General features: G+C 59.6%; 33 protein-coding genes. 29 read left to right on the top strand and 4 right to left on the bottom strand.

All coding sequences use genetic code 11. The features are described 5' to 3' along the window. The first annotated feature begins 11 nt into the window (after positions 1-11). Positions 12-2129, top strand: coding sequence for a DUF262 domain-containing protein (locus DWZ01_RS05330; protein WP_117769407.1), 2118 nt, complete (start codon positions 12-14; stop codon positions 2127-2129). 73 nt (positions 2130-2202) lie between these two features. Here the strand turns inward: DWZ01_RS05330 and DWZ01_RS05335 are convergent, their stop codons facing one another. The 3 genes from DWZ01_RS05335 to DWZ01_RS05345 all read right to left on the bottom strand — a co-directional run bounded on the left by DWZ01_RS05335 (position 2203) and on the right by DWZ01_RS05345 (position 4400). Beyond that, on the bottom strand, positions 2203-2484 hold the full coding sequence (locus DWZ01_RS05335; RefSeq protein ID WP_147332627.1) for a hypothetical protein: 282 nt from the start codon (positions 2482-2484) through the stop codon (positions 2203-2205). Positions 2485-2633: 149 nt separating this feature from the next. Then, positions 2634-3623 (bottom strand): hypothetical protein, encoded by a 990-nt coding sequence (locus DWZ01_RS10805; RefSeq protein ID WP_117769409.1) that lies wholly within the window; start codon positions 3621-3623, stop codon positions 2634-2636. A 123-nt stretch (positions 3624-3746) separates the two neighbouring features. Next, positions 3747-4400 carry a transcriptional regulator gene (locus DWZ01_RS05345; protein WP_022094290.1) on the bottom strand — a complete coding sequence of 218 codons (654 nt, stop codon included), beginning with the start codon at positions 4398-4400 and terminating at the stop codon, positions 3747-3749. Between the two features lie 277 nt (positions 4401-4677). On the opposite strand from DWZ01_RS05345, the gene dpaL reads away from it, so the two are divergent. From dpaL to hydA, 5 genes are all read left to right on the top strand, one after another. Then, a complete protein-coding gene (gene dpaL / locus DWZ01_RS05350; RefSeq protein ID WP_117769413.1) occupies positions 4678-5892 on the top strand; it encodes a diaminopropionate ammonia-lyase in 1215 nt (404 codons plus the stop codon). A 74-nt stretch (positions 5893-5966) separates the two neighbouring features. Next, positions 5967-7352, top strand: a complete 1386-nt coding sequence (locus DWZ01_RS05355; RefSeq protein WP_117769415.1) for a YgeY family selenium metabolism-linked hydrolase — start codon at positions 5967-5969, stop codon at positions 7350-7352. 201 nt (positions 7353-7553) lie between these two features. After that, a complete protein-coding gene (gene ygeW / locus DWZ01_RS05360) occupies positions 7554-8756 on the top strand; it encodes a knotted carbamoyltransferase YgeW (protein WP_055287465.1) in 1203 nt (400 codons plus the stop codon). Between the two features lie 150 nt (positions 8757-8906). Next, entirely contained in the window at positions 8907-9521 is a 615-nt protein-coding gene (locus DWZ01_RS05365) for a nucleotidyltransferase family protein (protein ID WP_117769417.1), read from the top strand. Between the two features lie 9 nt (positions 9522-9530). Next, on the top strand, positions 9531-10898 hold the full coding sequence (hydA, locus tag DWZ01_RS05370) for a dihydropyrimidinase (RefSeq protein ID WP_117769419.1): 1368 nt from the start codon (positions 9531-9533) through the stop codon (positions 10896-10898). Positions 10899-11017: 119 nt separating this feature from the next. Here hydA and yqeC read toward each other — a convergent pair whose 3' ends face one another. Next, a complete protein-coding gene (yqeC, locus tag DWZ01_RS05375) occupies positions 11018-11752 on the bottom strand; it encodes a selenium cofactor biosynthesis protein YqeC (RefSeq protein WP_117769421.1) in 735 nt (244 codons plus the stop codon). Between the two features lie 102 nt (positions 11753-11854). Between yqeC and yqeB the strand changes: the two genes are divergently transcribed. The 23 genes from yqeB (at position 11855) to DWZ01_RS05490 (ending at position 26427) form a co-directional block, all read left to right on the top strand. After that, on the top strand, positions 11855-12649 hold the full coding sequence (yqeB, locus tag DWZ01_RS05380) for a selenium-dependent molybdenum cofactor biosynthesis protein YqeB (RefSeq protein WP_117769423.1): 795 nt from the start codon (positions 11855-11857) through the stop codon (positions 12647-12649). 9 nt (positions 12650-12658) lie between these two features. Next, positions 12659-13702, top strand: coding sequence for an XdhC family protein (locus DWZ01_RS05385; protein ID WP_117769425.1), 1044 nt, complete (start codon positions 12659-12661; stop codon positions 13700-13702). Between the two features lie 311 nt (positions 13703-14013). Continuing rightward, on the top strand, positions 14014-14571 hold the full coding sequence (gene rplE, locus DWZ01_RS05390) for a 50S ribosomal protein L5 (RefSeq protein ID WP_006235260.1): 558 nt from the start codon (positions 14014-14016) through the stop codon (positions 14569-14571). Between the two features lie 79 nt (positions 14572-14650). Next, positions 14651-14836 (top strand): type Z 30S ribosomal protein S14, encoded by a 186-nt coding sequence (locus DWZ01_RS05395; RefSeq protein WP_022094280.1) that lies wholly within the window; start codon positions 14651-14653, stop codon positions 14834-14836. A 119-nt stretch (positions 14837-14955) separates the two neighbouring features. Continuing rightward, the gene (gene rpsH / locus DWZ01_RS05400) at positions 14956-15354 is read left to right on the top strand and encodes a 30S ribosomal protein S8 (RefSeq protein WP_006235262.1); all 399 of its coding nucleotides are present in this window, start codon (positions 14956-14958) and stop codon (positions 15352-15354) included. Between the two features lie 33 nt (positions 15355-15387). After that, on the top strand, positions 15388-15924 hold the full coding sequence (gene rplF, locus DWZ01_RS05405) for a 50S ribosomal protein L6 (RefSeq protein ID WP_006235263.1): 537 nt from the start codon (positions 15388-15390) through the stop codon (positions 15922-15924). 75 nt (positions 15925-15999) lie between these two features. Continuing rightward, positions 16000-16368: a 50S ribosomal protein L18 gene (rplR, locus tag DWZ01_RS05410; RefSeq protein ID WP_006235264.1), complete on the top strand. Its 369-nt coding sequence runs from the start codon at positions 16000-16002 to the stop codon at positions 16366-16368. A gap of 14 nt (positions 16369-16382) precedes the next feature. Further along, complete coding sequence (rpsE, locus tag DWZ01_RS05415) at positions 16383-16907, top strand: 30S ribosomal protein S5 (protein WP_022094279.1); 525 nt, start codon at positions 16383-16385, stop codon at positions 16905-16907. Positions 16908-16909: 2 nt separating this feature from the next. Further along, positions 16910-17092, top strand: coding sequence for a 50S ribosomal protein L30 (gene rpmD / locus DWZ01_RS05420; protein WP_006235266.1), 183 nt, complete (start codon positions 16910-16912; stop codon positions 17090-17092). A 3-nt stretch (positions 17093-17095) separates the two neighbouring features. Then, positions 17096-17545, top strand: a complete 450-nt coding sequence (gene rplO, locus DWZ01_RS05425; protein WP_006235267.1) for a 50S ribosomal protein L15 — start codon at positions 17096-17098, stop codon at positions 17543-17545. After that, positions 17539-18825 (top strand): preprotein translocase subunit SecY, encoded by a 1287-nt coding sequence (gene secY / locus DWZ01_RS05430; RefSeq protein WP_035137447.1) that lies wholly within the window; start codon positions 17539-17541, stop codon positions 18823-18825. Before rplO ends, secY begins: the two co-directional genes overlap by 7 nt. Before the next feature lie 18 nt (positions 18826-18843). Further along, on the top strand, positions 18844-19470 hold the full coding sequence (locus DWZ01_RS05435) for an adenylate kinase (RefSeq protein WP_006235269.1): 627 nt from the start codon (positions 18844-18846) through the stop codon (positions 19468-19470). After that, positions 19467-20255, top strand: coding sequence for a type I methionyl aminopeptidase (map, locus tag DWZ01_RS05440; RefSeq protein WP_006235270.1), 789 nt, complete (start codon positions 19467-19469; stop codon positions 20253-20255). Before DWZ01_RS05435 ends, map begins: the two co-directional genes overlap by 4 nt. Before the next feature lie 104 nt (positions 20256-20359). Further along, positions 20360-20578: a translation initiation factor IF-1 gene (gene infA / locus DWZ01_RS05445; protein ID WP_035137443.1), complete on the top strand. Its 219-nt coding sequence runs from the start codon at positions 20360-20362 to the stop codon at positions 20576-20578. Between the two features lie 150 nt (positions 20579-20728). Continuing rightward, positions 20729-20842 carry a 50S ribosomal protein L36 gene (gene rpmJ / locus DWZ01_RS05450; RefSeq protein ID WP_006363204.1) on the top strand — a complete coding sequence of 38 codons (114 nt, stop codon included), beginning with the start codon at positions 20729-20731 and terminating at the stop codon, positions 20840-20842. 14 nt (positions 20843-20856) lie between these two features. Next, positions 20857-21231 (top strand): 30S ribosomal protein S13, encoded by a 375-nt coding sequence (gene rpsM, locus DWZ01_RS05455; RefSeq protein ID WP_022094275.1) that lies wholly within the window; start codon positions 20857-20859, stop codon positions 21229-21231. Positions 21232-21245: 14 nt separating this feature from the next. Continuing rightward, positions 21246-21650 carry a 30S ribosomal protein S11 gene (gene rpsK, locus DWZ01_RS05460; protein ID WP_006235274.1) on the top strand — a complete coding sequence of 135 codons (405 nt, stop codon included), beginning with the start codon at positions 21246-21248 and terminating at the stop codon, positions 21648-21650. A gap of 19 nt (positions 21651-21669) precedes the next feature. Then, positions 21670-22266, top strand: a complete 597-nt coding sequence (rpsD, locus tag DWZ01_RS05465) for a 30S ribosomal protein S4 (protein ID WP_006235275.1) — start codon at positions 21670-21672, stop codon at positions 22264-22266. A 32-nt stretch (positions 22267-22298) separates the two neighbouring features. Next, entirely contained in the window at positions 22299-23240 is a 942-nt protein-coding gene (locus DWZ01_RS05470) for a DNA-directed RNA polymerase subunit alpha (protein WP_006235276.1), read from the top strand. A 30-nt stretch (positions 23241-23270) separates the two neighbouring features. Further along, positions 23271-23738, top strand: coding sequence for a 50S ribosomal protein L17 (rplQ, locus tag DWZ01_RS05475; protein ID WP_055287451.1), 468 nt, complete (start codon positions 23271-23273; stop codon positions 23736-23738). A 92-nt stretch (positions 23739-23830) separates the two neighbouring features. Next, positions 23831-24655, top strand: coding sequence for a tRNA pseudouridine(38-40) synthase TruA (gene truA, locus DWZ01_RS05480; RefSeq protein WP_117769427.1), 825 nt, complete (start codon positions 23831-23833; stop codon positions 24653-24655). Between the two features lie 161 nt (positions 24656-24816). After that, positions 24817-25857: a glycosyltransferase gene (locus tag DWZ01_RS05485; protein WP_147333345.1), complete on the top strand. Its 1041-nt coding sequence runs from the start codon at positions 24817-24819 to the stop codon at positions 25855-25857. Between the two features lie 132 nt (positions 25858-25989). After that, the gene (locus DWZ01_RS05490; RefSeq protein WP_006235280.1) at positions 25990-26427 is read left to right on the top strand and encodes an arginine repressor; all 438 of its coding nucleotides are present in this window, start codon (positions 25990-25992) and stop codon (positions 26425-26427) included. The last annotated feature ends 200 nt before the right edge of the window (positions 26428-26627 follow it).

A 26627-nucleotide genomic window follows, 5' to 3' on the forward strand; every position in this document is an offset into this window, starting at 1 on the left:
GGCAACCGCAAATGAAAGCAACCGAGGCAAATCTACTCGACCTTATGGGCGTGGCGAAGATGCAGTTTGTCATTCCCGTGTACCAGCGAGTTTACTCGTGGAGTGTAAAAGAGTGCGAGGTGCTTTGGGATGACGTCATGCGAGCGGGTCGTGATGGCGTATCGCACTTCGTGGGGTCAATGCTTTATATCCCCGAGTCCGAGAGCTCTGCCACGAGCATTTCGCGCGTGCTTCTGATTGACGGACAGCAGCGCATGACGACGTTTTCGTTGATGATTGCAGCTTTGGCTGACTATTTGGAGAGCAACCCCGACAAGGCTGGCTTCCTTGGCGACCTCAAAATCTCGGCGCTGAGGAAAAATTACCTCTTTAACGATGACGACTACAACGGTCTGGCACGCTACAAGCTGGTGCTCTCGCAGGACGATAAAGAGACGCTGTTCTCCATCGTGTCTGGGGCTCCCGTGCCAGATGAAAAATCGGATCGGATTGTCGAGAACCATGCGTTCTTCCGCGAGAAGATGCGTGGTAAATCATTTGACCCGGCAAGGCTTTGGGCGGGGCTAAACCGCGTGCAGGTCATCGACACTAAGCTCACCGCTGGCGTTGATAATGCCCAGCTCATATTTGAGTCCATGAACTCCAAGGGCAAGCCGCTCACGCCCATTGACCTCATCCGTAACTACGTTCTAATGTCGCTTCCCAACGACGAACAGACCAAGCTTTATGAGGGTTATTGGCATCCACTCGAGTGCTTGTTCGGAAAAGGCGGCGAGGACGAGTTCAATGCATTTATCTGGTACTGGCTGTGGCTTAAAGTTCCCAATAGGATGCCGAAGGAGAACGAGGCCTACTACGAGTTTAAGCGCTATTTCGCCGACGACTACGATGGTGACACCGAGGGCCTGCTTAAGGAGCTGCGCGGGTATGCACATAGATACGCCAGTCTGTTCCTTGGTAAGGAGAAGGACGACGGACTGCGCCGAGTGTTCGGCAGAATCGTAAGCCTCGACGTGAAGCAGATAAGGCCCCTCTTAATGTTGCTTTATTCGGTTTACGAGGGGAATGGACTAGACCGCAATGCGTTTTTACGTATCTGCGAGACTATCGAGTCGTTTCTGTTCAGGCGAGCGGTTTGCGGCAGACTTACCACGGGCCTAAATAATTTCTTTGCCGGCATGTATCGCAATCTCGAGCAGCAGGACGATATCGAGGAGTACGTTACGGCGATGCTCCTTATCCACAGCAGCGGTATGACCGCATACTTTCCGACAGACGAGCATTTTGTCGAGGAGTTTAAGGCGCGTGACTGCTACAACCGCTTCTCTAAAAAGCGCTATTACCTGGAACGCATGGAGAACTGGCACCACCCGAAGGAGTCCATCTCAGCCGACGATTACCAGATCGAGCACATCATGCCCCAGACGATTGATGATGAGCACGGCTGGAAGGAATCGCTTGGTGAGAACTGGGAAGACGTCCACGACAGGCTGTGCAACAACTTGGGAAATCTTACGCTGACGGGCTACAACCAGGAGTACTCAAACCGGTCGTTCTCGGACAAGCTCAATCTGCCTGACGTCGGATTTAAGTGCAGCCCGCTCTACCTAAACAAATCGATTGTCTCGCATGAAAAATGGGGTGAGGAAGAGATTGGGCAGCGCGCGGACGAGCTGGCGAAAGAAGCGTGCGAGATATGGAAGTATCCCGACCTTCCGGCAGACGTCGTCGACAAGTACCGTCCTTCTCGTGGGGAGCCTGACGAGGCTCCTGTCTGGACTCTGCATGAGAACCACCCCACCTTTGCCGAAGGTGGGCTCAACCAGAAGCTTTTCGATGAGGTGCGCGAGTCCGTTCTGAGTGGTAACCCTTCGTGGGAGTCCTACATAGCCAAGTACTATGTAGGCTTCAGGTCGGGCAAGCGAAAACTGCATGCCGTGTTAGAAGGTAGGACCAGCAACGGTGGCTGGATTGCCGTCGGCCTGGCAAAGAGCGTGGATGACCTAATTGATCCAGAGGACATGTGCCAGGACAAACGTACGCAGGGTGGATTTGGCCCAGGCCTACCGACCTATGTTGCTCTTCGTAATGCCGATGACATTCCCGCGGTGCTCGATCTTATAAAGTAGTGCTAGGTTAAAGGCCGGGAATCTAATTCCCGGCCCTTGCCATCTCGGAATTGCCGATGGCTTATCTGCCCACCTACACCCCCGCAATCCCGCGCGCCGCGCTCAGCAGCTCGTACTCCCTCTGGCTCCACTGGTGCAGCTCGGCCGCGTGCACGGCGTCGCGACACAGGTCCAGGAACACCTCGGCGCCCTCGCAGAAGCACTCGCGGGCAAAGGCGCCGGATCCGTCCGCAACGCACGCACCGTCGGCAAAAAGCTTCCAGCTGGACGGCTCGCGCGAGCCGTCTCCGAGCAGCTTGATCTGCAGAACATGTGGGCCGCCAGCGGCACATGGCCCTTCTTCCAACGCCTGCACCGTAAAGCGCATCTGGAGGGACAGAGTATAAAATCCGGAAAAGTGTCGAAATAGGCACCTTAAAACTTCGGAAAAGTGTAGCTGGATGACAAAACAGCACTAAGAAGCTGGTGCTGGATGCGGGATCCTGTGGCCGCCTTCAGCCCTCGCTACTCGTCGTCCCCGTCGTTGGGGTCGCCCTTGAGGGTGTTGATGTCCAGGTACTGGTTATCGTCCTCTTTTTGCTGGGTCTCCGACTCCGCTTGGGTGGGGCCGCGGAACAGCTGGAATCCCTCAAATGCAATGACACCGAGCAGGGCAATGATAATGGCGATAAAGGCAACCTTGACTGCCTGCGGAAATTCCGAGAAACGCAGTGCCTTTTCCTCGGCGTAATAATCGGCGAAGCGCTCTTCGCCCGTGCTTTTGGTATACGCCGGCGCGGACGCGGCCTCCGGGTCATATTCCGGTGCGGGCGTGGCAGCGTACGGATCGTTGGGATAATCGCTCGACGCGGTGCCATAGTCCTCGGTCTCGATGCGACTGTTGCCAGCATAGCCATCGGAATAATCGGAATATGCCGTACCGCCCTCATAGTCTGCGGCGCTCGTGTTGGCGGCAAAAAGCGGGTTAACTGGAACGTCGAGCGCCGGCATGCCGGTAGAGGTCTCATCCAGATCGGTTGCAGCCCAGGAATCGTAGGCAACCTGATGGGCAACGGGCTCATCGAGCCTTGCGACCGGAGGCTTGCGTGCCGCAGGAACAGGCAACTGCTGGGCGCTGTACATAACAGTGCTGTCGGCCGATTTGCCCTGCGTCGCTGCTGCGAGAAATGCCGCCGTCTCGGATGGGTCACTTGCGGGGCGGGGAGCGGGCGTGGGCGCCGAAGTGGGTGCGGGTGTAGGCGCGGGCGTCGAAACAGCCGACTGCGCAGGAGTCGGCGCAGATGCGGTCTTAGGCGCAAGTGCGGGATTGGGGCTTGACGGGCGAGCCGCGCCGCCGCCCATGAGTTCGTCGGCGGTCCACGGGCGATCATCCATCACATCGTCAAGGCTCAGCGAAAACAGGTCGTCTTCACCCTCATCGAACATGCGGTGCACATGTCCACCAATTGCCGGAATCAATCCGCGACCGGTGCATGATGCCTTGCTCAACGCCATTCTGTTCCATCCTTTCGAAATACTAATGACATCGATTATATGGAACTTCCCAAGTGGCTCGGTCTTGGATTCGTGCTTTCCAGAACTCGCGCCCAAAAGGGGAGGGGCAATCCAGGCGAGCGCCTACTTGTCGCCGGCCGCCGCCTTGGCCTCATTGAGGTAGCTATAAAAACTGTACTTGGAGATGCCAAAGAACTCGCAGGCGCGCTCGCTCGACTTGGAAATGAGGAAGGCGCCGCGACGGTCGAGGTAGCCAATGGCACGAATGCGCTCGTCTTTGGTCATGAGTGCCGCGGGCTTGCCCACAAACTGCTCGCACTCGTGCAGCAGGTCCTCGAGCAGGTCGCCGATGTTCTTGGTAATGGGCTCGGGCTCGGTATAGCCCGTGCCGCCGGTGCCGGTAAAGGCGTCGAGCGAACGCTCAAAAGCCTTCATGAGCGTAATGTCAAAGTTAATGCCCAAAATGCCGACGGGCTTGCCTTCGTCGTTGCGGATAAAGATCGTCGACGATTTGAGCAGCTTGCCATCGGTGGTTTTGGTGAGGTATGGCTCGCGGTCGTGCACGTCGGTGGTGCCCTCGTGCATGGACTCAAACACGATATGGCTGGGGCCGTCACCCAGTTTGCGCCCGCTGACGTGGCCGTTTTCGATCACTACGATGGAGTGGTCCACGTCCTCGGTTTCCAGATCGTGGACGACGACTTCGCAGTTGGGGCCAAATTGGAGCGCCAGGCCGTGTGCTAGGCGCTTGTAAAACTCAATCTGTGCGGGGGTCATGGGTGCCTTCCTAAAAATTAGTTTGGGCACACTTTGCCATAAACCACACTTGACCGCAAACAAATCCATCAACAAGGCAATTCATGACCGTTCGGCGGCGAAAAAGTACCGATTACGGCAACAAACAATTCGTTAGGTACGCCAATCAAAAAGTGTGATAGAACATTACTAACAAACTTTTTGTTTGGCATCCACATAAAAGTTCAGCCGTGTGAATGGGATCGGGCTGAAACGCGTATGCGGGGGCCGGCAAGAGAGGACTTAAGGAGTTCACCGTATGGCCGATAAGATCCAGTGGGCGGGCAACACGATGCCCAAGAGCGATGACAAGCACTTGGGAATCATGAGCCTCGACCACGTGAAGAAGGCCCGTGCCTTCCACCAGTCGTTCCCTCAATATACCGTCACTCCGCTTGCCCGTCTGGACGGTCAGGCTGCGCGCCTAGGCCTGTCCAACCTGTGCGTTAAGGACGAGAGCTATCGCTTTGGCCTCAACGCCTTTAAGGTTCTGGGCGGCTCGTTTGCCATGGCCAACTACATTGCCGATGAGACCGGCAAGGACGTTGCCGACTGCACCTTCGATTACCTGACTTCCGATCAGCTTGCCAAGGACTTTGGCCAGGCCACCTTCTTTACCGCCACCGACGGCAACCATGGCCGCGGCGTGGCATGGGCTGCCAACAAGCTGGGTCAGAAGGCCGTCGTGCACATGCCCAAGGGTTCCACCAAGCCCCGCTTCGACAACATCGCCGCTGAGGGCGCCACGGTGACCATCGAAGAGGTCAACTACGACGAGTGCGTGCGCATGGCCGCCGCCGAGGCCGACGCCTGCGAGCGCGGCGTCATCGTTCAGGACACCGCCTGGGAGGGCTACGAGAAGATCCCGTCTTGGATTATGGAGGGCTACGGCACCATGGCTTCCGAGGCTGCCGAGCAGCTGCGCGAGATGGCCATCAACCGCCCGACGCACGTCTTTGTCCAGGCCGGTGTAGGCTCGCTCGCCGGCGCCGTGGTGGGCTACTTCACCAACCTGTATCCCGATAACCCGCCCACCTTCGTCGTGGTTGAGTGCGCGCCTGCCGCCTGCCTGTACAAGGGCGCTGCCGCCGGCGACGGTGACCCGCGCATCGTGGACGGCGACATGCCCTCCATCATGGCCGGTCTGTGCTGCGGTGAGCCCAACATCCTGGGCTGGGATATCCTGCGCAACCACGCCACCGCCTTCGTGTCCTGCCCCGACTGGGTCACCGCTCGCGGCATGCGCACCCTGGGCGCTCCCGAGAAGGGCGACCCGCGCGTCATCTCCGGCGAGTCCGGCGCTGTGACCACCGGTCTGGTCGAGACTCTCATGCTCGATCCCGAGTACGCCGAGCTCAAGGAACTCATCGGCCTGGACAAGACGAGCTCCGTGCTCTGCTTCTCCACCGAGGGCGATACGGATCCCGACCAGTATCGCCGCATTGTTTGGGAAGGCGAATATCCCACTTGCTAATCGTTGGGGCGGAGTAAATAGGTATCGCTCCGCCACCTCAAAGGTAGATTCCTTCGTTTGAAAGGTTATGAACAATGGCTAAAGAACTCGATTTCGACGCTATCAAGGCTGCTGCTGAGTCTCATCGTGCTGATATGACTCGCTTCCTGCGCGCTATGATCTCCCATCCCTCTGAGTCCTGCGAGGAGGGTGAGGTTGTTGCTTGCATCAAGGCCGAGATGGAGAACCTTGGCTATGACGAGGTCAAGGTCGACGGCCTGGGCAACGTTATGGGCTTTATGGGCGAGGGCGACAAGATCATCGCCATCGACTCCCACATCGACACCGTCGGCATCGGCAACATCGAGAACTGGGATGCCGATCCCTACGAGGGCTACGAGACCGATGAGATCATCTACGGCCGCGGCGGCTCCGACCAGGAGGGCGGCATGGCTTCTGCTACCTACGCTGCCAAGATGATGAAGGACATGGGCCTCATCCCCGAGGGCTACAAGATCATGGTCGTCGGCACCGTCCAGGAAGAGGACTGCGACGGCATGTGCTGGCAGTACATCTACAACAAGGACGGCATTAAGCCCGAGTTCGTCATTTCCACCGAGCCCACCGACGGCGGCATCTACCGCGGTCACCGCGGCCGCATGGAGATCCGCGTCGACGTTCACGGCACCTCCTGCCACGGCTCCGCTCCCGACCGCGGCGACAACGCCATCTACAAGATGGCCGACATCATCGCCGACGTCCGCGCCCTCAACAACAACGGCTGCGACGAGTCGACCGACATCAAGGGTCTCGTCAAGATGCTCGACCCCAAGTACAATCCCGAGCACTTCGAGGATGCCCGCTTCCTGGGCCGCGGCACCTGCACCGTCAGCCAGATCTTCTACACCAGCCCCAGCCGTTGCGCCGTGGCCGACTCCTGCGCCATCTCCATCGACCGTCGCATGACCGCCGGTGAAACCTGGGAGTCCTGCCTGGACGAGATCCGCAACCTGCCGGCTGCCAAGAAGTACGGCGACGACGTGAAGGTCTCCATGTACATGTACGACCGTCCGTCCTGGACCGGCGAGGTCTACGAGACCGAGGCTTACTTCCCCACGTGGATCAACAAGGAGACCGCTCCGCACGTCAAGGCTCTCGTCGACGCCCACAAGGCCATGTTCGGTGACGAGCGCATCGGCTGCGAGCCCAGCATGGACAAGCGCACCGGTCGCCCGCTGTGCGACAAGTGGACCTTTTCCACGAACTGCGTTTCCATCCAGGGCCGCTACGGCATCCCCTGCGTGGGCTTTGGCCCGGGTGCCGAGTCTCAGGCTCACGCTCCCAACGAGGTCACCTACAAGGACGACCTGGTCACCGCTGCTGCCATGTACGTGGCTGCCCTGAACCTCTACGATCCGAGCAAGGCCGATGGCGACGCCACCGTGTTCCGCGCCGGTCTGACCAACAACAAGATTGATTAGTCCCATTCCTCGATTTTGTTGAGCCGGGGGCTGCTCGTGTCCCCGGCACCCCCTGTTGACTTGGGGCCCGCGGTCGTTATCTCCCATGCTTCCTCAACGGTGGCGGGTCCTCGTCATGGTGCTCTGCATGTTCTAGCCACACGCGCATGCCGGAGCACATCTACTCATTGCGATCGTTTCATCTTTAGAAAGGACATTTCCATGGACGCTAAGTTTACCGAGCTCGTCGAGCAGCTGAACGGCCTCGATTTTAAGGGTATGTACGGCAGCGACTTCCTGCACACCTGGGACAAGACTACCGATGAGCTCAAGGCTCTCTACATCGTCGCCGACGCCCTGCGCGAGCTGCGCGAGAACAACGTCTCGTCCAAGATCTTCGACTCGGGTCTGGCCGTCTCCCTGTTCCGCGACAACTCCACCCGTACGCGCTTCTCCTTCTCTAAGGCCGCCAACCTGCTCGGCCTTGAGCTGCAGGACCTGGACGAGAAGAAGTCCCAGATCGCTCACGGCGAGACCGTCCGCGAGACCGCTACCATGATCTCCTTCATGGCCGACGTCATCGGCATCCGCGACGACATGTACATCGGCAAGGGCGACGCCTACATGGCCGAGGTCTCCGAGTCTGTCCAGCAGGCTTACGAGGACGGCGTTCTGGATCACCGTCCCACGCTCATCTCCCTGCAGTCCGATTCCGACCACCCCACGCAGTCCTCTGCCGACATGCTTTACCTCATCAACGAGTTTGGCGGCCTTGAGAACCTCAAGGGCAAGAAGGTTGCCGTCACCTGGGCTTATTCGCCCTCTTACGGCAAGCCGCTGTCCTGCCCGCAGTCGCTGATCAGCCTGCTGCCCCGCTTTGGCATGGACGTCACCCTGGCCCACCCCGAGGGCTACGACCTCATGCCCGAGGTCGTCGAGCGCGCCAAGGGCTATGCCGCCGAGTCCGGCACTACCTTTAAGCAGGTCAACACCATGGCCGAGGCCTTCGAGGGCGCCGACATCGTGATCCCCAAGAGCTGGGCTCCGTTTGCCGCCATGGAGAAGCGCACCAACCTGTACGCCGAGGGCGACGACGCCGGCATCGCCGCGCTCGAGAAGGAGCTGCTCGCCCAGAACGCCACCCATCAGGACTGGTGCTCTACGACCGAGCTCATGGAGAAGACTGCCAACGGCCAGGACACCATCTTTATGCACCCGCTGCCCGCCGACATCTCCGGTGTCTCTTGCGAGCACGGCGAGGTTAACGCCGACGTCTTCGACATGCACCGCGTGGGCATGTACAAGGAGGCCAGCTACAAGCCGTACGCCATCGCTGCCATGATGTTCCTGCAGAAGGTTGCCGATCCCGCCGCTACCCTCAAGGCCCTCGACGAGCGTAACACCGCCCGTTGGCTCCAGGCCTAAAGCCGGGCTGAGGTAAGCCATGTAAAGGGGGCGCTCTGCCAACCGGCGGGGTGCCCCCTTTTTGCATCGTGGGCGTGCGGGATAAGCGCTTTCGATGTGGATGCCCGCGGCGCGAGTTATGGGTACGATGGTTTCAGGGGAGGTATCACCATGAAACTTGGATGCGTCATTATGGCTTCGGGCGAGGGCAAGCGGTTTGGCTCTAACAAGATGCTTGCCGATATCTATGGCGAGCCGCTGATTGCCCGGACCATCGATTCGGTTCCCCGGGGCTTTGACGTCGTGGTTTCGACGCGTTGGCCCGAGGTCGCCCAGATTTGCGAGGACAAGCATTGCCCGTGCGTGCTGCACGATGGCGAGCTGCGCAGCGAAAGCGTCCGTGCGGGCCTTTCATGGGGAGTCGAACGCAACTGGAAAGGTTGCCTCTTTTTGCCGGGCGACCAGCCGCTCGTGAGTTCGGGTTCTTTTGAGGCTATGGTTCGTGCGTTTGACGAGTGTGGCCGCAAGCATCCGGTGCGTCTTGCGTGCAACGGTGAGCCTTCGAGCCCGATGCTCTTTCCGGCGGAACTGTTCGATGCACTCATGTGTCTTGAGGGCAAGGACGGCGGCGGTTCGATCCTCAAGGACCGTACCGACGTGGTGCTGGTCGAGGCGCGTGCATACGAGCTGTGGGACGTCGATACCGCCAAGGGACAGCAACGCATAACGGAGCATATCGCCGCCTGCTCGTATTTTGATCGCGTGGCCAACTGCAACAATCAATAAGGAGCAATTATGATCATCATCAAAAACGGCGCGCTCGTGACGCCCCAGGGGCTTCGCCGCGCCGATCTTGCCATGGATGGCGATAAGATCGTGCGGATCGCCGCGGCGATTGAGCCGGGCGAGGGCGATACCGTCCAGGACGCCACCGACTGTTGGGTGTTCCCCGGCTTTATCGACGGCCACACGCACATGCAGTGCTGGACCGGCATGGATTGGACAGCCGATAGCTTTGAGACCGGCACGCGCGCGGCTGCCTGCGGCGGCACGACGACCATCGTGGACTACGCGACGGCCGATCGCGGCGTGACTATGCCCGATGCCTTGGCCGAGTGGCATCGCCGCGCCGACGGAACCTGCACGGCCAACTACGCCTTTCATATGGCACTCGCCGAGTGGAACGAGCGCAACCGCGCCGACCTTTCGGCCATGCGCGAGGCGGGCGTATCGTCGTTCAAGACCTACTTTGCCTATGACCACCTGCGCTTGGACGATGCCGAGACGCTCGAGGTACTGGAGGAGCTCAAGCGCGTGGGCGGTATCCTGTGCGTGCATTGCGAGAACGGCACGCTCGTGAACGAGCTGCAGAAGCGCGTGTACGAGCAGGGGATTCATGGGCCCGAGGGGCATGCGCTCAGCCGTCCGGACGTGTGTGAGGCCGAGGCCGTGAGCCGCCTGCTGTATCTGGCGCACTTGGCCGGGGACGCTCCGGTCAACGTGGTGCACCTTTCGACCAAGCTGGGGCTCGAGGCCATCCGTGCCGCCAAGGCGCGCGGGCAGAAGAACATTTATGTCGAAACCTGCCCTCAGTATCTGATGCTCGACGATACTTGCTACCTGGAGCAGGGCGAGGACGGCTTTGCGGGCGCCAAGTACGTGATGAGCCCGCCGCTGCGCCATGCCGGTGACCGTGCCGCGCTGCGCGAGGCGCTTGTGGCCGGCGAGATCGATACTATTGCGACCGATCATTGCAGCTTTAACCTGCACGGTCAAAAGGACCGCGGACGCGACGATTTCCGCGCGATTCCCAACGGCGGGCCCGGCGTGGAGCATCGTCCCGTCGCGATTGCCACGAGCTTTGAGGGACAGCTGGGTCCCGAGGATCTGTGCCGCTTGATGAGCGAGAACCCGGCGCGCGTCTTTGGCATGTATCCGCGCAAGGGCTGTCTTGCCGAGGGCGCCGATGCCGACGTGTGCGTGTGGGATCCCAAGGCGCGCTGGACCATTAGCGCGGCGACGCAACATCAGGCTGTGGACTACACGCCGCTCGAGGGCTTTGAGGCACATGGCCGCGCCAAGGCCGTGTTTGTGAACGGCGTGCTGGCGGCACGCGATGGCGAGCCCACCGGAGCCCAACCCGGCCGCTACGTGCCCCGCTAACAGGAAGATCGCCGGATTCCCCTCCGCAGTTGCGGTAGAATAGTTCCTGTTTAGCCGACAAATAGGCCGTTTCAGGAACTATTCCACCGCAACTTATAGGTCTTCTGGGGCAGCGCCGGCTATTTGAGGCTGGTGGCGACGACGGGGCGGCCGAGGGCTGCCTCGAAGCGGTCGGCCATTGTGGGGTCGCTGAGCGTGTCGACTTGGTTGAGCATGACGCGTGCGGTGCTGAGTTTCAGCGCCTGCATCTCGGCATTGAGCACCTGGGCGACGCGCTCGGGCGTGGCGATGTCGGTGAGCTTGCAGCCGCAACGCTCGCAAAAGAGCTCGGGGCGGTGGACAACCTCGGTGACGGGCTTGCCCAGCCCCGAGGCGCCGACGACCCAGACAACGTTTGCCGCGGCGGCGGGAATTACCGGCTCCCAGGCGGCATGCGCCTTGAGCGGGAGTCGCTTGCTGCCATCTGCCTCTGCCAACACATAGTCAAAGCGCTGCGCCAGCTCGTTGAGCGGCTCGGCGGGGGCGGAGAGCTTGCCTGTCTCCGGGTCCAAGACACCCGCCTGGCAGATGCCTCCGCGGCTCATGCCCGCGCATGCCTCGCAGGTGCAGCCGGGAACATGCAGGGCCCCCGGCTTCCAAGGCACGGCGTCCAAGCGACGGCTCGACCCGTCCCATGGCACGCCGGCGACGGGAAACATGTGCGTGGTGGTACAGAGAAGCACCCTGCCGCCAGCGCGCATGAGCTCGAGACCCAGCGCCTTCAGCAAGGTCGACTTGCCGCCGCTGCCGATGATCGCGGTAATCCCCGGCTCGATCTTGAGCGCGGAGGCAAGGTTTCCGCTCGTCGTTTCCATCTGTTCACCGCCGTATAATACTGTGATAATAAATAATCATCAGAGTAGCGGTCGAGCCGCTTTTGCTCTGTTCAAACCGTAGCACAGGGAGGTGCCCCGGGAATGCTCGTTTATGTTCGCGGCGCCGGCGATATCGCCACGGGTGTCGCTGCCCGTTTGGTGCGCGCCGGCGTGTTGGTCGTCATGGCCGATATCGCGGTTCCCACGTGCATCCGTCGCACAATCAGTTTTTGCGAGGCCATTCGCCTGGGCGAGGTCGAGGTCGAAGGCATTCGCGCTCGCTTGGCACAGACGCCGGCTGAGGCGCTCGAGGTTACCCAAGCGGGGGATGTTGCCGTCGTGGTGGACCCTCAGGCCAAGATGCTCGATGAGTTTAAACCCGCGGCTGTGGTCGACGCGATTCTGGCCAAGCGCAACCTGGGTACCACGCGTGACATGGCGCCTGCTGTTATCGCCGTGGGGCCGGGCTTTACCGCGCCGGTTGACTGCGACGCTGTGGTCGAGACCATGCGCGGGCATTTTCTCGGCCGTGTCATTACCCAAGGTTCGCCCCAGCCCAACACGGGCGTGCCGGGTATTATCGCCGGCTATGGCAAAGAACGCGTTATCCACAGCCCCGCCGCCGGCGTGTTTCGGTCCGACCGCGCAATCGGCGACATCGTGAGCGCCGGAGACGTGATTGGCTACGTGGGCGATACGCCCATGTGCACGCAGATCGATGGCTGTCTGCGCGGGCTTTTGGCGAACGGCGTGCAGGTGACTGAGGGCTTTAAATGCGCCGATGTCGATCCGCGCGGCGATGCCAGCTATATCAACTACATTTCGGACAAGGCGACGTCGGTCGGCGGCGGCGTGCTCGAGGCACTCGCTATGCTCACCGATGTCTTTAGAGGATAGAAGGCGGCAATGGAAAAGCTCGATGTTGTGAATGCGGCGCTTGCCGCCCTGCGTGCTGGCGAGACGTGCGAGCTGGTGGTCGTGGCCGGCACGGCGGGGTCGTCGCCGCGCGGCGTGGGCGCCTGGATGGCCGTCTTTGCCGACGGTAGCCAGGCGGGCACCATCGGCGGCGGTAAGATCGAGCTCTTTGCGCTGGACGAGGCACGCGAGCTCCTGAGCGCGGGACAGTCGCGTCTGGTCCGCTACACCATGGGCGGCGAGAACTCCGATACCGGCATGATCTGCGGCGGAGCCATCTGCCTGTGCTATTTGCACCTGGACGCGACCAAGGCACCGTTGTTCCAGTCGGTTGCCGACGTCTTGGCATATCGACGCATCGGCGACTTCGTCATCGACTTTGAACCGTTTATCGCAAACGCGCTCGAAGGCGATGTTGCCGAGTATCATGGCGAGGAATCGCGCCGCACCATTGCGGGCTGCCCCGGGCTTTCGCTGGTGGAGGAGGGGAGTAAGGCCACCTACACCAACGCCGCCTCCGAGATTCCTCCCGCGCACATCGAGACGCTCTGCCCCGAGGGCCTGACCTATATCTTTGGCTGCGGCCACGTGGGTGCTGCGACGGCGCGGGTGCTCACGGCGGCGGGCTTTGCCGTCGTGGCGTGCGACGACCGCCCCGGCACGCTGACCCCCGATTGGGTACCCGGTGTCTACGACCGTCGTCTGGTCGACTACAAGAACCTGGGCGAGCAGTGCCCCATCGGTCCGCGCGACTTGGTGGTCGTGGCCACAGCAGGCCACAAGTCCGATATCGACGTGGTGATTCAGGCCATGCGCGCCAAGCCCGCCTATCTGGGTTGCCTTGGCTCGCGCCGCAAGACGGCCTTTGTGCGGGCTCGCTTGGAGCAGGAGGGCTTTACGCAGGACCAGATCGACGGGCTGCACCTGCCGATCGGCGTTGCCATCGAGGCAGAGGATCCCGAGGAGATCGCTATCTCCATCGCCGCCGAGATGATCCACCTGCGCCGCACCAAACTCGTCCCCCGCAAGCGCTAATCGCATCCCCAACAAGCAGTTGCGGTGAAATAAGGATTGTTTAAGCCTGTTAGGCCGCCAAACAGTCCCTATTTCACCGCAACTGCTTTTTGGGACCCATTTGTGCGGGGGAGTTGTGGAGTTGTGCAGGCAGACGAGGTTTTTCTGGAAATACGCTCCCGATGCGCGTATAGTACCGATTGTTTTGTCGGCTCCTGCTGCGTCGAGTCCAAACCGCGAAATGCCACGAGCGGCGCGGATGCAGCCAGGAGGCACGAGGACAACCCATCGTGGCCACGCCCCGTGCTTAAAACCCCAAGAAGGAGTGAACAATGGCAGAAGAGAAGTATGTGCCGCGTCTGAAGACCAAGTACAACAACGAGGTCAAGCAGCAGCTTCAGGACAAGTTCCAGTACGAGAACGTCATGATGATCCCCAAGTTTGAGAAGATCGTCGTGAACATGGGTGTCGGCGAGGCCGCTACCGATTCCAAGGCCATCGACGGTGCCGTGCGCGACCTGCGCGCCATCACCGGCCAGCAGCCGATGATCACCCGTGCCCGCAAGTCCATCGCTACCTTCCGCCTGCGCGCTGGTATGCCGATCGGCTGCAAGGTTACCCTGCGTGGCGACCGTATGTGGGAGTTCTTCGATCGTCTGACCTCCGTCGCGATTCCCCGTATCCGTGACTTCCGCGGCATCTCCGCCAAGAGCTTCGACGGCCGTGGTAACTTCTCCATGGGCGTCACCGAGCAGCTCATCTTCCCCGAGATCGACTTCGACTCCGTCGATCACCAGCGTGGTATGGACATCACTTTCGTGACCACCGCCAACACCGATGAGGAGGCCAAGGCCCTTCTGGACGCCTTCGGTTTCCCGTTCAAGAAATAGGTTCACCTGCCCTATAAGCGCCGTTCCCACAAGGGGGCGGCGCTTGGGGCGAACAATACTCTATGTGAGGAGGATATAAGTGGCTAAGACATCGATGATCGTCAAGTGCAATCGCAAGCAGAAGTTCTCTACTCGTGAGTACACGCGCTGCCAGCGCTGCGGCCGTCCGCACTCTGTGTACCGCAAGTTCGGCCTGTGCCGTGTCTGCTTCCGCGAGCTTGCACTCAAGGGCGAGCTTCCCGGCGTTAAGAAGGCCAGCTGGTAAGTCACTACCAGCGTTTCAAGCATCAGTTTGGAACAGGGAAAACGCGCTAAAAAGGCTTTGCCGTTAAGGGCGGCGAAGAACCAAGAGCACGTGTTCATCAAGAACGAAGGAGAATCTGTATGAACCTTACAGACCCGATCGCAGATATGCTTACGCGCATCCGTAACGCTAACTCTGTGAACAAGGCCACGGTCTCCATGCCGAGCAGCAAGAAGCTCGTCGAGATCGCTCGTGTTCTGCACGAGGAGGGCTACATCGAGGGCTACGATGTCGAGGACACCGTTCCCCAGAAGACTCTGCACATCACGCTTAAGTATGGTCCCAAGAAGGCTAAGGTCATCAACGGCATCCGCCGCATTTCCAAGCCGGGCCTGCGTAAGTACACCGGCGTTGCCGACATGCCCCGCGTCCGCGGTGGCCTTGGTACCGCCATTATTTCCACCAGCCATGGCGTCATGACCGACCGCGATGCTCGCAAGCACAACGTCGGCGGCGAGATCATCGCTTACGTCTGGTAATTCGCTCGGTAGGTAGAAGGAAAGGAGATCACCGTGTCTCGTATCGGTAATAAGCCTGTCCAGATTCCCGCCGGAGTCGAAGTGGCAGTCAACGGCAACAACGTTGTCGTCAAGGGCCCCAAGGGCCAGCTCGAGCTCGATGTCTTTGAGAAGCTCGCTATCAACGTCGAGGACAACGTCCTCACCGTTTCCCGTCCCGACGACGAGCGTGAGACCCGTGCCCGCCACGGCCTCACCCGCGCTCTCATCCACAACATGGTTGTTGGCGTTTCCGAGGGCTTCGAGAAGAAGCTCGAGCTCGCCGGCGTCGGTTACCGCGTGCAGCAGAAGGGCAAGAACCTCGAGTTCTCCCTGGGCTTCTCGCACCCCGTGATCGTCGAGGCTCCCGAGGGCATCACCTTCGAGGTTCCCGACAACACCCACGTGAACGTCAAGGGTATCAACAAGCAGCAGGTCGGTCAGATCGCCGCTGAGATCCGCGGCCATCGTCCTCCCGAGCCTTACAAGGGCAAGGGTATCCACTACGTTGGCGAGCACATCCGCCGCAAGCTGGGTAAGGCCGCCAAGTAGTCGTAACCGACTCACTCGCATAAGACCAGCACCCCGTCAGGTGCTGGCAAGATCAACCTTTTTAGGAGTTTACGTATGAACAAGCATAAGGCGAAGCTGGAAGGCCTCAAGCGTCGTCAGCGTCGTGTTCGCGGCAAGGTCTCGGGTACTTCCGAGCGTCCGCGTCTTCGCGTGACCCGTACTAACGCCAACATCTATGCCCAGATCATCGACGACAGCAAGGGCTCCAGCCTGACGCTCGTCTCTGCCTCGACCCTCGAGGCCGAGTTCAAGGGCACCCACACCTCGAACAAGGAGGCTGCGGAGAAGGTCGGTCAGCTCGTTGGCAAGCGCGCCATCGAGGCCGGCATCACCAAGGTCGCCTTCGATCGCGGTGGCCGTATCTACCATGGCCGCGTCAAGGCCCTCGCCGACGGTGCTCGTGCCGCCGGTCTCGAGTTCTAGGAGGTATGTAGCACATGGCTCGTAATCAGAAGCAGCAGCGCGAGGCCTCCGAGTTCGAGGAGCGCGTCGTTTACATCAACCGCGTGTCGAAGACCGTCAAGGGTGGTCGTCGCATGAGCCTCGTCGCTCTCGTCGTCGTTGGCGACGGCAAGGGCAACGTCGGCGTTGGCATGGGCAAGTCCGCTGAGGTGCCCATGGCCATCTCCAAGGCGTCTCTCGATGCCAAGAAGAACATGTTCCACGTGCCGGTGACCGATCAGGGCACCATTCCGCACGAGGTTCTCGGTCACTTTGGTGCCGGCCGCATCATCATCAAGCCCGCTGTCGAGGGTACCGGCGTTATCGCCGGCGGCGCTGTGCGTCCCCTCTTCGAGCTTGCTGGCATCAAGAACGTCCTGTCCAAGTCCCTCGGTACCGACAACGGCCTCAACATCATCAAGGCTGCCGTCGAGGGCCTCAAGGAGCTCTCCAGCCCTGAGGACGTCGCGGCTCGCCGTGGCCTGACGGTCTCCGAGATGTTCGTCGGTAAGGAGAACTAAGCATGGCTGACACCATCAAGATCAAGCAGGTCCGCAGCACCAACGGTTGCAAGCAGGACCAGGTCCGTACTGTCCGTGCCCTCGGTCTCCACAGGATCCGCGAGGTTCGCGAGATTGCTGACAACGAGTCCGTCCGCGGCATGATCTTCAAGGTCAAGCACCTTGTCGAGATTGTAGAGGAGTAGCAAATGCAGCTTCACGATCTTACTCCCGCGCCCGGTTCCACCAAGAACCGCAAGCGCGTCGGCCGTGGCAATTCTTCGGGTCACGGCACCACTTCTGGCCGCGGTCAGAAGGGCCAGGGTTCCCGCTCTGGCGGCACCAAGGGTGCCGGCTTCGAGGGTGGCCAGACTCCGCTGGCTATGCGCCTGCCCAAGCTTCCGGGCTTCCGCAACCCCCGTCGTATCGAGTACACCGCTGTTAACGTTGAGCGTCTCGAGCGCAAGTTCGAGGACGGCGCTGTGATCGACGGTGCCGCTCTTAAGGCCGCTCGCATCACCAAGAGCGAGTTCGAGCCCGTCAAGGTGCTCGGCAATGGTGAGCTCACCAAGAAGTTCACGGTCAAGGTCGACAAGGTCAGCGCTTCTGCGCAGGCCAAGATCGAGGCCGCCGGCGGAAAGGTCGAGCTGCCGTGCTAAATGGTCTTAAGAATGCTTTCCGCATCAAAGAATTGCGCGAAAAGATTCTTTTTACCATAGCTATGCTCGTCGTGTACCGCATTGGTGCGCACGTTCCTGTGCCCGGCATTCCCTTCCAGGGGATGCTGGGCCTTTTCTCGACCGATAACAATTCGGTCGCCGCAGGTGCTATGGCCCTCCTGAATCTTTTCTCTGGCGGCGCTTTGAGCTATGTGTCGGTGTTTTCGCTTGGCATCATGCCTTACATCACCAGCTCGATCATCCTCCAGATGCTCCAGGCCGTCGTGCCTTCCCTGCATGAGCTTGCCCGCGAGGGCGAGGTCGGTCAGACCAAGATTACGCAGTATTCGCGTTACCTCACCCTGGCTCTGGCAATCCTCAACTCCGTGGGTTACCTCTTCCTCTTTAAGAGCTTCGGCATCAGCTTTAATGGCGCCGGCGCTCCCGAGATCATCTTCGACCTCATGATCGTTGGTACGCTCACTGCGGGCGCCATGCTGATCATGTGGATTGGTGAGCTCATCACCCAGCGCGGTATCGGCAATGGCATGTCGCTGATCATCTTCGCGAACATCATGGCCGGTCTGCCGCAGGCTATCTTCTCCAGCACCGAGGGCAATGCCGGCGGCATCATCACCATGGTGATCATCTGCGCCATCATCCTGCTGGTTATCCCGCTGATTGTTTTCCTTGAGCGCGGCCAGCGCCGCATTCCGGTCTCCTACGCTAAGCGCGTCGTGGGCCGTCGCATGATGGGTGGCCAGACCACCTACCTGCCCATCAAGGTCAACACCGCGGGTGTTGTGCCGATCATCTTCGCTTCGGCGCTGCTGTACTTCCCGGCTCAGATTGCCGTGTTCTTCCCCGGCATCGGCTGGATTCAGGCAGTCGCTTCTGCGCTTTCGACCGGTTGGCTCAACTGGGTGCTTAACGTTGTCCTCATCGTGTTCTTCGCGTACTTCTACACCTCCATGGTGTTCAACCCCGATGACACGGCCGACAACCTTAAGAAGCAGGGCGGCTTTATTCCGGGCGTCCGTCCGGGTAGGGCTACCGCGGCCTACATCAAGAACGCGCTCAACAAGATTACGCTTCCCAGCGCTGTCTTTTTGGCGCTCATCGCCATCGTGCCTTCGATCATCTTTTCCTTCACGGGTAACCATCTGATCCAGGCATTTGGCGGCACGTCCATCCTCATCATGGTCGGCGTCGTGCTCGACACGGTCGATAAGCTCGAAGGCCAGATCAAGATGTATGATTACGATGGATTCTTTAAATAGGCTAGAGGAGGATTGCTCATGAACCTCGTATTGCTCGGAGCTCCGGGTGCCGGTAAGGGCACCGTCGCACAGGAGCTCGTCGCCGAGTTTGGCGTCGCCCATATTTCCACGGGCGACCTGCTGCGTGCTGCCGTCAAGGGTGGCACCGAGCTTGGTATTCAGGCTAAGAAGTACATGGACGCTGGCGAGCTCGTTCCCGACCAGCTCGTGATCGACCTTGTCAAGGAGCGCCTTGCCGCCGATGACGCCCAGCAGGGCTTCATCCTCGACGGCTTCCCGCGCAACACCGCCCAGGCCGTAACGCTCGATTCCGAGCTCTCCGCTATGGGTCGCGAGATCGACTGCGCCCTTCTGGTCGATGTGGCCCCCGAGGTCATCATCGATCGCCTGTCTTCTCGTCGCACCTGCCGCGCCTGCGGTTACACCGGCACCGCTGCCGATGCCACCTGCCCCAAGTGCGGCGGCGAGATGTATCAGCGCGACGACGACAAGCCGGAGACCATCAAGAACCGTCTCGACGTCTACGAGAAGTCCACGAGCCCGCTCGTCGACTACTATCGTGGCCAGGGTCTGCTCAAGTCGGTCAACGGTGACCAGGCTCGCGAGACCGTGTACGGGGATGTCAAAGAGGCTCTCGGTCTATGATCAAGATTAAGTCTGCAACGCAAATTGAGCAGATGAAGAAGGCAGGAGCGCTATCTAAGATGGCGCTCCGCCACGTTGGAGCCATGGTTCGCCCCGGCGTGTCGACTTTCGAACTCGATCAGCTTGCGGAGCAGATTATCCGCATGCATGGCGGCACCCCTGCCTTTAAGGGTTACGGCGGGTTCCCGGGGACCATTTGCGCATCGATCAACGATGCCGTGGTTCACGGTATTCCCAACCCTGACATGATCCTGCGCGATGGCGATATCATCTCCATCGATACGGGAGCCGTCGTTGACGGTTGGGTTGGCGATAATGCTTGGACGTTTTTCGTCGGCACCCCCACGCCCGAGGCCAAGGCCCTGTGCGAGGTTACGCGCGATTGCCTAAAGGCCGCCATCGAGCAGGCTGTTCCCGGTAACCATATCGGGGACGTCGGCTATGCCGTTCAGTCCCTCGCCGAGTCTCACGGATACGGCGTGCTTCGTGATTATGTGGGCCATGGCATTGGCCGCGTGATGCACGAGGACCCCAACGTTCCTAACTATGGAAAGAAGGGGAGGGGCGTTCGCCTCCAGGCCGGCATGGTCATTGCCATCGAGCCGATGGTTACGATGGGTTCCAACCATGTGAGCACGGGCTCCGACGGTTGGATCGTCACGACCAACGACCACCTGCCCGCTGCGCACTACGAGAACACCGTCGCCATTACCAATGACGGTCCGGTGATTCTCACCACGGATGCGCAAGGTGCTTGGTGTTCGCTCCAAGGCGGAGAAATGTAACAAGTTCCACTTAGTTGTGGAGCCATTACGAAGTTATTACGATGCGTGCATACGTGTTGTAGAATACTCAATCGCTGTCGTTTTCTAGAGAAAGATGATTGCTTGTGAAGAAGGAAGACGCAATTGAGCTCGAGGGTACGGTAAAGGAACCGCTGCCCAATGCCATGTTTAAGGTCGAGCTCGAGAACGGTCATTCGGTTCTGTGCAACATTTCTGGCAAGATCCGAATGAATTACATCCGTATTCTCCCCGGTGACAGGGTTGTCGTGGAGCTTTCCCCGTACGACCTGACCCGCGGCCGCATCACCTATCGCTACAAATAGCGGCACGCATACACGCACTCCATTTCCGACTGCAGGCTTAGCTCAACCTACGGTCGGATTGTGTGTGAAGACCAGCCATAGTTTTAAACGCCTGCGGCTGGGCGAGTAGATAGTAGGGAAGTAGTTTGAGCGCTACCGAAAGGAAGAACGATGAAGGTACGTCCTTCGGTCAAGAAGATGTGCGATAAGTGCAAAATCATTAGGCGCCATGGCAAGGTCCTCGTCATTTGCGAGAACCCCCGTCATAAGCAGCGTCAGGGTTAAGAGAGGAGACTACGTTGGCCCGTATTAATGGTGTCGACCTCCCGCGTGAGAAGCGCGTTGAGATCGGTCTGACCTACATTTACGGCATCGGCCGCACCACTGCGACGAAGATTTGCGTCGAGTGCAACGTTAACGTGGATACGCGCGTTAAGGACCTCACCGAGGATGAGGTTAACGCCATCCGCGATTATATCGATAAGAACCAGATCATGGTTGAGGGCGACCTCCGCCGTGAGCGCAACCAGAACGTCAAGCGCCTTATGGACATCGGCTGCAACCGCGGCCTTCGTCACCGCAAGGGCCTCCCTGTCCGCGGCCAGCGCACCCACACTAACGCTCGTACCCGCAAGGGCCCGAAGCGTCAGATCGGTGCTAAGAAGAAGAAATAAGGAGCGCTAGATAGATGGCTACTGCTAAGAAGAACGTTCGCGCTGCCCGTCTGAAGCGCGCGGACCGTAAGAACATTTCCGTGGGCCAGGCTCACATTCGTTCTACGTTCAACAACACGATCGTTTCGATCACCGATCCCCAGGGCAACGTCATTTCCTGGAAGTCGGCTGGCCAGGTGGGCTTCAAGGGCTCCCGTAAGTCCACGCCGTTCGCTGCCCAGATGGCTGCCGAGGCTGCTGCCAAGCAGGCCATGGAGCACGGTATGAAGAAGGTTTCCGTCTTCGTCAAGGGCCCCGGCTCCGGTCGTGAGACCGCCATCCGCTCCCTCCAGGCTGCTGGCCTCGAGGTCTCGAGCATCCAGGACAAGACCCCCATTCCGCACAACGGCTGCCGCCCCAAGAAGCGTCGCCGCGTGTAACTGAAAGGATCGTATCAATATGGCAATCGACAGGACTCCTGTTCTTAAGCGCTGCCGTCAGCTCGGGATCGATCCCGCTGAGCTCGGTTACAGCAGCAAGAAGGAATCTATCCGTCAGCCCAAGCGCCGTCGCAAGGAATCTGAGTACGGCATGCAGCTGCGCGAGAAGCAGAAGGTCAAGTTCATCTATGGCGTTCTGGAGAAGCAGTTCCACGGCTACTTCAACAAGGCCCGTAAGATGAACGGCGTCACCGGTGAGAACCTCATGATCATTCTTGAGTCTCGCCTCGACAACGTCGTCTTCCGTCTTGGCTTCGCCCGCACCCGCAAAGAGGCTCGTCAGTCCGTCCGTCACGGTCACTTCACCGTGAACGGCAAGCGCGTGGACATCCCGTCCTACCGCGTCAAGGCCGGCGACGTCGTCGCTGTCGGCGAGAAGTTCCGTGACCTCCTCCCCATCAAGGAGGCCCTGATTTCCTCCGAGCGCTTTGAGGTTCCTGGCTGGCTCGAGGTCGATATCGAGAAGCTGTCTGGTAACGTGCTCGCTCTGCCGACGCGTGAGCAGATCAGCGGTGATATCAACGAGCAGCTCATCGTCGAGCTCTACTCTAAGTAGTCCATCCGGGCTGCTGAGGCTGGAGGTAATACATGTCAGAATTCATTAGGCCTCAGGTTCAGGTCGAAGAGATCAACGAGACGTCTGCTCGTGTCTCCGTCGAGCCGCTCGAGCGTGGCTACGGCGATACGCTGGGTAACTCCCTCCGTCGCGTACTTCTGTCCTCGCTCGAGGGTGCCGCCGTCGAGGCTATTCAGATCGATGGTGCGCAGCACGAGTTCATGACCATCCCTAACATGGTCGAGGATGTCACCGACATCGTCCTGAATGTCAAGGGTCTTGTCTTCAGGGCTCTCGGCACGACCGACGAGGCGACCGCCACCATCTCGGTTGACGGCCCCTGCGAGGTCACCGGTGCGGACTTCTTTATTCCGTCCGAGTTTGAGCTGGTCAACCCCGAGCAGCACATCGCTACGCTCACCGAGGGTGGCCATCTCACCATGAGCATGCGCATCGGCTATGGCCGCGGCTATGTTTCTGGCGAGGCCAACAAGCGCGACAACGATCCCATCGGTGTGATCCACGTCGACTCGCTGTACTCGCCGGTTTCCCGTTGCGCCAAGCTCGTTGAGGCTTGCCGTGTCGGTCAGCACACCGACTACGACCGCCTTGTCCTCGAGATCGAGACCAACGGCTCCATCGCCCCGCGCGACGCCGTGGTCCAGGCTGCCAATATCATCAACCAGCATATGGCCGCCTTTATGAACCTTGCCGAGACCCCCGAGGTCGAGGAGGAGGCTTCGATCTTCGCTCCCGAGGTCACCAACGACAACGCCGAACTGGACAAGCAGATCGAGGATCTGGACCTTTCCGTCCGTTCCTACAACTGCCTTAAGCGCGCCAGCATTCACTCGGTCCGTCAGCTCGTTGAGTTCTCGGAGAACGATCTGCTCAACATCCGTAACTTCGGTGTTAAGTCGATCGAGGAAGTGAAGGACAAGCTTGAGTCCATGGGCCTGAGCCTGAAGGCTTAATGCTTCGCATATTTGAGGAGAAACTAGACCATGCGTCACAACGTTAAGAAGGGCCTGAAGCTCGGCACCGATGCGAGCCACACCAAGGCCATGAAGAAGAGCCTTGCTAAGGCCCTCTTCGAGAACGACCGCATCAAGACCACCGAGACCCGCGCTAAGGCGCTGCGTTCGGTCGTCGACCCGATCATCACCTGGGCCAAGAAGGGCGACCTGCACTCTCGTCGTCTGGCTATCGCCAAGCTCGGCGATAAGCAGCTCGTTGCCGAGATCTTCGACAAGGCTGCTCAGGGCATGTGGCAGGACCGCAACGGCGGTTACACCCGCATCATGAAGCTCGGTAACCGCAAGGGCGACAACGCTCCCATCGTTATCATGGAGCTCGTCACCGAGCCTTGCACGCCTAAGGCTAAGAAGGCTGCTCCGGCCCCCAAGAAGGCCGCTGCTCCCAAGAAGGTCGAGGCTGCCGAGGAGGCTCCTGCTGAGGAGACCGCTGAGTAGACAATCCGTCTGCATAGGCTATATTCGAGGGGTACGTTCGCGTACCCCTCTTTTTTTGTCGCGATACCGTTGCTTGTTTGTTGGGAGCGCCCATGACTGCGCCGTCTGATTTCAATTCGATTTCCGAGCTTGACGCCACGCTCGTATTTCGCGTGGCCTATGATGGCTCGTCGTATAGCGGATTTGCCGTGCAGCCGGGACAGACGACGGTTGCGGGTGAGCTACGTCGAGCTATTGAGACGCTCCTGCGCCGTCCGATCGACCTGACGTGTGCGGGACGTACCGATGCCGGCGTGCATGCGGTGGCACAGTTTATCAGCGTGCCCGTAACGGACGCTGAGTTGGCTTTGACGCGCCGTAGGTGGCTGAGGGCTATGGATGCCCTCCTGCCCAAAGATATCGCCATAAACGAGGTCTACAAGGCCCGTAAAGGCTTTTCTGCACGCTTTGATGCGCGTTCCCGTACGTATACGTACCGTATTGCCGATCGCGACGCGCGCCCTGTGCTTTCGCGCGGTGCGGTGTGGTGGCATCGCTACCCATTGGATGTTGAGGCGATGTCTGCGGCCTGTCCCGCGCTGCTGGGCGAGCAGGACTTCAAGAGCTTTTGCAAGGTGGCGTCTGCCGTGGGCAAGCCCACGCACCGCTGCGTGATGCGTGCCGAGTTTGGCCATGAGGTTGCGTTTGGCGAGGACATCCTGACGTTTACCATCGAGGGCAATGCGTTTCTGCATTCGATGGTCCGCACGATCGTGGGCACGCTTGTCGAGATTGGCATGCATCGCCGTGAACCCGAGTGGATGCGCGAGGTCATCGATGCTTGCGACCGTACCGCTGCGGGCCCCACGGCTCCTGCCTGCGGCCTTACGTTTATGGGCGTGGATTACGATCCCGCCGAGCTTGTCGTGCTCGACTAGGGGAGGGCTCGGCGCGTCGTGCGTCGGCACCTGTCATCTGTGGGCTGCGCGTGTGCAACATCTGTTCTTGGCGTGCAATACAACCGGTGTCTCATTGCTTTTATTGCCGGGGTGTACCATGAACGACAGTTTGATTCACTGCTGTCGAGAGGACGGATAACTTGGTTCGACGTGGCTCGCATCCGCGACTTTCGGTGATCCTTGTGGTAGAAGGTTCGCCCAGCTATGCGATGCGTGCGCTCGAGAGTATCCAGAACCAAGACCTCTACGATTTGCAGATTGTCGTTGTCTGCCGCGATGCTGCGCCCGGTGTGCGCCATTCGCTTCAAGTTGCTGCCGACAGGGACATCCATATTGATTTGATTGACGTCGAGGACGCGAAGCGCGGCGCTTGTCTTCGTGCCGGTTTTGCTGCCTCGCGCGGCTCTCAAATCATCGCCATGAACGCCGATGAGTGGTTTGCTCCGCAGTCTCTTTCCAAGATGGTCGATATCGCGTGCGATACTACGGCAGACATAGTGCTCCCCACGGTGTCGCTCGACCGCTATGATGCACATCGAGAGCGCCATTCGCGCGTCTTGGATGCTGCTCATATTTCCATTGATAGCAAATCTTCGATGGTGACCGGGCTGTCCCAGTTGATTTTAGGCGGCCTAGTCGTTCAGACCTCTGGCGTGATGTATAGCCGTCCGCTGTTTGAGGCATGCCTTTTGTACGACAAGGCGTTTCGCACAGTTGGGTTTATGGCGTGCTCGCTCTCGCGGGCGCAGCGCGTCTCCGGATGCGGCGACGCTTGTTTCCACGCGGCGGCACCTAAGCTTACAGATGCCTTTGATCCCACCATGTATGCCAAGGTATCCGATGACACCCGGGCGCTCGACGAGCTTACGGACTCACTCTCGGAAGCAGATAGCGGTGGTCGGCTCAAGCTGGCAACCCAAAAGTTCTACTTTGCCGGACTGGTCGCCTGCATCGAGAATTTGTGTCTGAGCCCGCATGGGGTGTCGTCAATCGAGCGTTCCGCCCGTATGCGTGATATGCTCGAGGCGCCTCGAACCCGTCAGATGGTCGCCGCGCTCAAGGATAACCATCGGGGGCTCGGTCTGTTGTTTGGGCCGATCGCCAGCGCCAAGCCCGCGCGCTGCGTGATGTGTACGCATCTGGCGGCTTTTCTTAACCGGACGGGCGCAAAAACCGCCTAAACGGCTCATTTCGAAACAAATTTGCATAGAATTGTTTCGAAATGCGTTCTTATACACAAAAGCCTTCAAATAGCGTTAAACTATTCAATCACTGATTGATTGTCTCCGCCATCTTTTGGAGAGAGGGTTTGTATGGCTAAAAAACGCAATGGGCGCCAGGATGCCATTAGAGATATTGTGCGCAATAAGGACGTCCGCACGCAGCGCGTGCTGGTCGATGAGCTCCGCGCTATGGGCTTTGATTGCACGCAGGCGACTGTCTCTCGCGATATTGCCGATATGGGGCTGCGTAAGCTCCCTGAGGGCATCTATGTTCTGGCAGAGGACCTGCACCTGCAGCGTATGGTTTCCGAGCTCGTAACGGGCGTTCTGCGCACCGATAATCTGGTTATGATCAAGGCTCAGCCTGGCACGGCTTCCGGCATCGCCGCCGCCGTTGATGCGGCAGAGCTGCCCGATGTGCTTGGCTCGCTTGCCGGCAACGATACGATTTTGGTTATTGCCCAGACGGCCGAGGACGGCGAGCGTCTTGAGGCGCTGATCAATAAGCTGAGCAATTCTCGCAAGTAGGCGTGCGGGTCGTGCGCTCGGCACTGTGTGCGTGACATAGTGGCTTGTAAGGGGTATCGACGTTGGTCGGTACCCCCTTTTTTGTTTGCCGGTATAAAGACCGCCCACCAGGTCGCTTTAAACTAAAAGGCCCCCGAGCAGTTTAATAATGAACTGCCTCCCATTTCTTGGACACAAGAAATGGGAGGCTTTTTTATGGC

The sequence above is a fragment of the Collinsella sp. AF28-5AC genome, assembly GCF_003457875.1.
Lineage (GTDB): Bacteria > Actinomycetota > Coriobacteriia > Coriobacteriales > Coriobacteriaceae > Collinsella.